This is a genomic window from Streptomyces sp. OfavH-34-F (assembly GCF_022347745.1).
In the GTDB taxonomy this organism is placed as follows: Bacteria; Actinomycetota; Actinomycetes; order Streptomycetales; family Streptomycetaceae; genus Streptomyces.
Genome location: NZ_JAKRGC010000373.1, coordinates 1 through 5,563, shown reverse-complemented (window position 1 = coordinate 5,563; position 5,563 = coordinate 1). Strand labels below are relative to the sequence as shown.

Below are 5,563 nucleotides of genomic sequence, written 5' to 3'. Positions count from 1 at the left end.
CCCGGGGCGGGGGCCGTGGGGTCAGCCCAGCCTCGAGACGTCGCGGACGGCGCCGCGGTCGGCGCTCGTGGCCATCGCCGCGTACGCGCGCAGCGCGGCCGAGACCTTGCGCTCGCGGTTCTTCGGCGCGTACACGCCGTTCAGCGCCTCGCGGCGGGTGGCCAGCTCGTCCTCGGGGACCAGCAGATCGATCGAGCGGTTCGGGATGTCGATGCGGATGCGGTCGCCGTCCTCGACGAGCGCGATCGTGCCGCCGGACGCCGCCTCGGGCGAGGCGTGGCCGATGGACAGGCCCGACGTGCCGCCGGAGAAGCGGCCGTCCGTGATCAGGGCGCAGCTCTTGCCGAGGCCGCGGCCCTTGAGGAACGACGTCGGGTAGAGCATCTCCTGCATGCCGGGGCCGCCGCGCGGGCCCTCGTAGCGGATGACGACGACGTCGCCCTCCTTGATCTCCTTGCGGAGGATCTTGTCGACGGCCTCCTCCTGCGACTCGCAGACGACGGCCGGGCCCTCGAAGGTCCAGATCGACTCGTCCACGCCGGCGGTCTTCACGACGCAGCCGTCCACCGCGATGTTCCCCTTGAGGACGGCCAGGCCGCCGTCCTTGGAGTACGCGTGGGCCACGTCCCGGATGCAGCCGCCGGCCGCGTCCAGGTCGAGGGTGTCCCAGCGCTCCGACTGCGAGAAGGCGGTCGCGGAGCGGACGCAGCCGGGGGCGGCGTGCCACAGCTCGACGGCCTCGGGCGACGGGGAGCCGCCGCGCACGTCCCAGGTCTTGAGCCACTCGGAAAGCGTGTCGGAGTGCACCGCGTGCACGTCCTCGTTGAGCAGACCGCCCCGGTGCAGTTCGCCGAGGATGGCGGGGATGCCGCCGGCCCGGTGCACGTCCTCCATGTAGTACGTGCCGCCCGGCGCCACGTTGGGGGCGACCTTGGACAGGCACGGGACGCGGCGCGAGACAGCGTCGATGTCCGCCAGGTCGTAGTCCAGCTCGGCCTCCTGGGCGGCGGCCAGCAGGTGCAGGATCGTGTTGGTGGAGCCGCCCATGGCGATGTCCAGCGCCATCGCGTTCTCGAACGCGGCGCGGGTGCCGATGGAGCGGGGCAGGACCGTCTCGTCGTCCTGCTCGTAGTAGCGGCGGGCGATCTCCACGACCGTGCGGCCGGCCTCCTCGTACAGCGCCCTGCGGGCGGTGTGCGTGGCCAGGACGGAGCCGTTGCCGGGGAGGGAGAGGCCGAGGGCCTCGGTCAGGCAGTTCATCGAGTTGGCGGTGAACATGCCGGAACAGCTGCCGCAGGTGGGGCAGGCGTTCTCCTCGATGCGGAGGATGTCCTCGTCCGAGACGTTCTCGTCCACGGCGTCGCTGATGGCGTTGATCAGGTCGAGCTTGCGGACCGTGCCGTCGACGAGGGTGGCCTTGCCGGCCTCCATCGGGCCGCCGGAGACGAAGACCGTCGGGATGTTGAGGCGCATCGCGGCCATCAGCATGCCGGGCGTGATCTTGTCGCAGTTGGAGATGCAGATGAGGGCGTCGGCGCAGTGGGCCTCGACCATGTACTCGACGCTGTCCGCGATGAGGTCGCGGGAGGGCAGGCTGTAGAGCATGCCGCCGTGGCCCATGGCGATGCCGTCGTCCACCGCGATGGTGTTGAACTCGCGGGGCACGGCGCCGGCGGCCTTGATCGCCTCGAAGACGATGCGGCCGACCGGGGCGAGGTGGGTGTGGCCGGGGACGAACTCGGTGAAGGAGTTGGCGACGGCGATGATCGGCTTGCCGATGTCCTCGCTCGCTACGCCGGAGGCCCGCATGAGGGCGCGGGCGCCCGCCATGTTGCGGCCGTGGGTGACTGTGCGGGACCTCAGCGTGGGCATCGTCCTTCGCTCCTTCTGCGTCTGAGACTGTGGTCGAGGGTACGCCGCCGGTGCCAGGATGTGGACCGGGTGTCCGATATACGGAACGACTCCGCAGGCCCTCCGGGGTGCGGGGAGCGGGGTCCGGGGACGGCTACACCGTCAGGTAGCGCTGGAGGGTGGGGGCCACCATCGTGATGATCTCCTCGGGGTCCGCCGAGGCCAGGGGTTCGGCCTTGAGGACGTATCTCAGTATCGCGATCCCCACCATGTGCGAGGCGGCCAGCTCCGCGCGGAACGTCGCGTCCGGGATGTCCAGTCCCGCCGCCACCCGGTCCAGCAGGCGGCGGAGCACGAAGCCCCGCAGGACCGCGGCCGCCGCCTCGTGGGTGAGCGCGGAACGGAGCACGGCGAGGAGGGGGGCGCGGGTGGCCGGGTCCTCCCAGATGCCGATGAAGGCGCGGGCCAGCCGCTCGCCCACGTCCGCGGTGTCGCCCTCCAGGGCCGCCGGGACCAGCAGGGCGGGCTCGAAGGACACCTCGATCGCGGCGGCGAAGACCTCATCCTTCGTACCGAAGTAGTGGTGGACGAGCGCGGGGTCCACCCCGGCCGCGCGGGCGATGCCCCGGACCGAGGTCTTGTCGTAGCCGCGCTCGGCGAACTGGGCGCGGGCCGCCTCCAGGATGCGGGTGCGCGCGTCGGGGCCGGTGTCGGCCGCGGCGCGGGCGGGACGGCCCCGGCGCCTGGGGCCCGCTGCGTCCGCGGTCATGGGCGGGGGGTGTGCCCGGAGGGCGAGGCGGCGAGGTGGAGCCGGGTGAAGGCCAGGGCCTCGGCGAGGTCGGCCTCCCGTTCGGCGGTGGACATGGCCCGGCGGGTGTTGACCTCGATGACCACGTGCCCGCCGAAGCCGGAATCGGCCAGCCGGCCCAGCAGCTCGGCGCAGGGCTGGTCGCCCCGGCCGGGCACCAGGTGCTCGTCCTTGTGGGAACCCTTGCCGTCCGCGAGGTGGACGTGGGCCAGCCGGTCCCCCATCCGGTCGACCATCGCCAGGCCGTCCGTGCGGGCGGTCGCGGTGTGCGACAGGTCCACCGTGAAGTGCCGGTAGTCGTCGTTGGTGACGTCCCAGTCGGGGGCGTACGCGAGCATCTCGCGGTCCCGGTAGCGCCACGGGTACATGTTCTCGACGGCGAACCGGACGTCCGTCTCGTCCGCCATCCGCCAGATCCCGGTGACGAAGTCACGGGCGTAGTTGCGCTGCCACCGGAACGGGGGGTGCACGACGACCGTGGTCGCGCCGAGCTTCTCGGCGGCGGCACGGGCCCGCTGGAGCTTGACCCAGGGATCGGTGGACCAGACCCGCTGGGTGATCAGCAGACAGGGCGCGTGCACCGCGAGTATCGGCACCTGGTGGTAGTCGGAGAGCCGGCGCAGCGCCTCGATGTCCTGGCTGACCGGGTCGGTCCACACCATGACCTCGACGCCGTCGTAGCCCAGGCGCGCGGCGATCTCGAAGGCCGTAGCCGTCGACTCCGGATAGACCGAGGCCGTCGACAGGGCGACCTTCGCATCCGGGACGCGCACCGCTGGTTCTGCCACGCAAGACAGCGTACGGGCAGTGGCGCGCCCCGCCGAAGGAGTGCGGCGGAAAGTGAGAAGGGCCGCACCGCGGCGGACCGCGCGCTACTCGGACGCCCCGTCGCCCTGCTGCGGCAGGTGGTCCAGGCGGCGCAGGATCACTCCCTCGCGCAGGGCCCACGGGCAGATCTCCAGCTCCTCCACGTCGAGCAGGTCCATCGCGCCCTCCGCGACCAGCGCCCCGGCCAGGAGCTGGGCGGCGCGGCCCTCGGAGACGCCGGGCAGCGCCCCGCGCTCCTCGACGGTCATCACGGCGAGCTTGGGCACCCACTCCTCCAGCGCCTTGCGGCTGAGGGTGCGCGGCACGTCCTGGCCCTCCCCGGCGCGGGTCGCGCCCGCGATCCTGGCGAGCTGCTTGAACGTCTTGGAGGTGGCCACGACGTGGTCCGGGCGGCCGAGCCGGGTGAACTCGGCGACGCTGCGGGCGATGCGCGCCCTTATGTGCCGGCGCACCGCCTTGACCTGCGCCGGGTCGGGCGGGTCGCCGGGCAGCCAGCCCGCGGTGAGGCGCCCGGCGCCCAGCGGCAGCGAGACGGCGGCGGCCGGTTCCTCGTCCATCCCGTACGCGATCTCCAGCGAACCGCCGCCGATGTCCAGGACCAGCAGCCTGCCCGCCGACCAGCCGTACCAGCGGCGGGCGGCGAGGAAGGTGAGCCGGGCCTCCTCCGGACCGCTGACGACCGTGAGCAGGACGCCCGTCTCGTCCCGGACCCGCTGGATGACCTCGTCGGCGTTGGAGGCGTCGCGCACGGCGGAGGTGGCGAAGGCGAGGACGTCCTCGCAGCCCTTGTCCTCGGCGGCGTCGAGCGCTCCGGCGATCGTCTTGACCAGCCGGTCCACGCCGAGCGGGCCTATCGCGCCGTCCGCGTCGAGGAGTTCGGCCAGGCGCAGCTCCTCCTTGTGCGAGTGGGCGGGCAGCGGGCGGGCGCCGGGGTGCGCGTCGACCACCAGCAGATGAACCGTGTTCGACCCCACGTCGAGGACTCCGAGTCTCATGGGAAGGAACGCTACTGCGACCGCCGCACCCACCCGACGCGAACCGGTCGGACTCGGCCCGACCGGCGTCGGACTTACTCTGGCCCCGTGCCAAAGACGAAAAAGGCGAAGCCGGGCAAAGCCACGAAGAAGCAGGACCGTACGCAGGACATCAAGCACGTGGAGAAGGTGGCGATGCACACGCCGGTGACGGCGGAGCCCGACCCGGCGGACGAGCAGGGGCTCGACTTCCCGCGCGCCTGGGTGGAGTTCCCCGATCCGGCCGACGACGAACAGGTCTTCCGCTGCGACCTGACCTGGCTGACGTCCCGGTGGACGTGCGTCTTCGGCAGCGGCTGCCAGGGCATCCAGGCGGGCCGCGCGGACGACGGCTGCTGCACGCTGGGCGCCCACTTCTCGGACGAGGACGACGAGAAGCGGGTCGCCGGTCATGTGGCGCGCCTCACTCCGGAGTTGTGGCAGTTCCACGACGTGGGCACGGAGACGGGCTGGACGCAGACCGACGAGGACGGCGACCGCCAGACACGGCGCTGGCAGGGTTCGTGCATCTTCCAGAACCGTCCGGGCTTCCCGGCGGGGGCGGGCTGTTCGCTGCACATCCTGGCGCTGCGCGAGGGCCGGGAGCCGCTGGAGACGAAGCCCGACGTGTGCTGGCAACTGCCGGTGCGGCGGACGTACGAGTGGATCGACCGGCCGGACGACACCCGGGTGCTCCAGGTGTCGATCGGTGAGTACGACCGCCGGGGCTGGGGCCCGGGCGGCCACGACCTGCACTGGTGGTGCACCTCGGCGCTCTCGGCGCACGGCGGCGGCGAGCCGGTGTACGTGTCGTACCGGCCGGAGCTGATCGAGCTGATGGGCCCGGAGGCGTACGACACGCTGGCCGGGCTGTGCGAGCGGCGGCTCGCCTCGCAGCTGCCGCTGGTGGCCCCGCACCCGGCGGACCCGGCGTAGCGCTCAGTCCGCCCGGGGCGGGGTGCTCGGGCCCTTGGGCGGGGCGGGCGGTTCGGACGGGCCGGTCGGGTCCGGAGTGGGGCTCGGGCCCGGGCCCGGGTCGCTCGGGGTGGGCGTCGGGTCGGAC

At 72.8% G+C, this 5,563-nt stretch carries 5 protein-coding genes; 1 reads left to right on the top strand and 4 read right to left on the bottom strand.

Annotated features, from left to right (window positions below):
• Positions 1-21 precede the first annotated feature (21 nt).
• The 4 genes from ilvD to MHW47_RS31240 all read right to left on the bottom strand — a co-directional run bounded on the left by ilvD (position 22) and on the right by MHW47_RS31240 (position 4,482).
• Positions 22-1,872: a dihydroxy-acid dehydratase gene (gene ilvD, locus MHW47_RS31255; protein WP_239227241.1), complete on the bottom strand. Its 1,851-nt coding sequence runs from the start codon at positions 1,870-1,872 to the stop codon at positions 22-24.
• A 133-nt stretch (positions 1,873-2,005) separates the two neighbouring features.
• Positions 2,006-2,620, bottom strand: coding sequence for a TetR family transcriptional regulator (locus MHW47_RS31250; protein ID WP_239227240.1), 615 nt, complete (start codon positions 2,618-2,620; stop codon positions 2,006-2,008).
• Positions 2,617-3,447, bottom strand: coding sequence for a sugar phosphate isomerase/epimerase (locus MHW47_RS31245; protein ID WP_239227239.1), 831 nt, complete (start codon positions 3,445-3,447; stop codon positions 2,617-2,619). The genes MHW47_RS31250 and MHW47_RS31245 overlap by 4 nt, the downstream gene beginning before the upstream one ends.
• Before the next feature lie 84 nt (positions 3,448-3,531).
• Positions 3,532-4,482, bottom strand: a complete 951-nt coding sequence (locus MHW47_RS31240) for a Ppx/GppA phosphatase family protein (RefSeq protein ID WP_239227238.1) — start codon at positions 4,480-4,482, stop codon at positions 3,532-3,534.
• Between the two features lie 87 nt (positions 4,483-4,569).
• Between MHW47_RS31240 and MHW47_RS31235 the strand changes: the two genes are divergently transcribed.
• Entirely contained in the window at positions 4,570-5,436 is an 867-nt protein-coding gene (locus MHW47_RS31235; RefSeq protein WP_239227237.1) for a hypothetical protein, read from the top strand.
• Positions 5,437-5,563 lie beyond the last annotated feature (127 nt).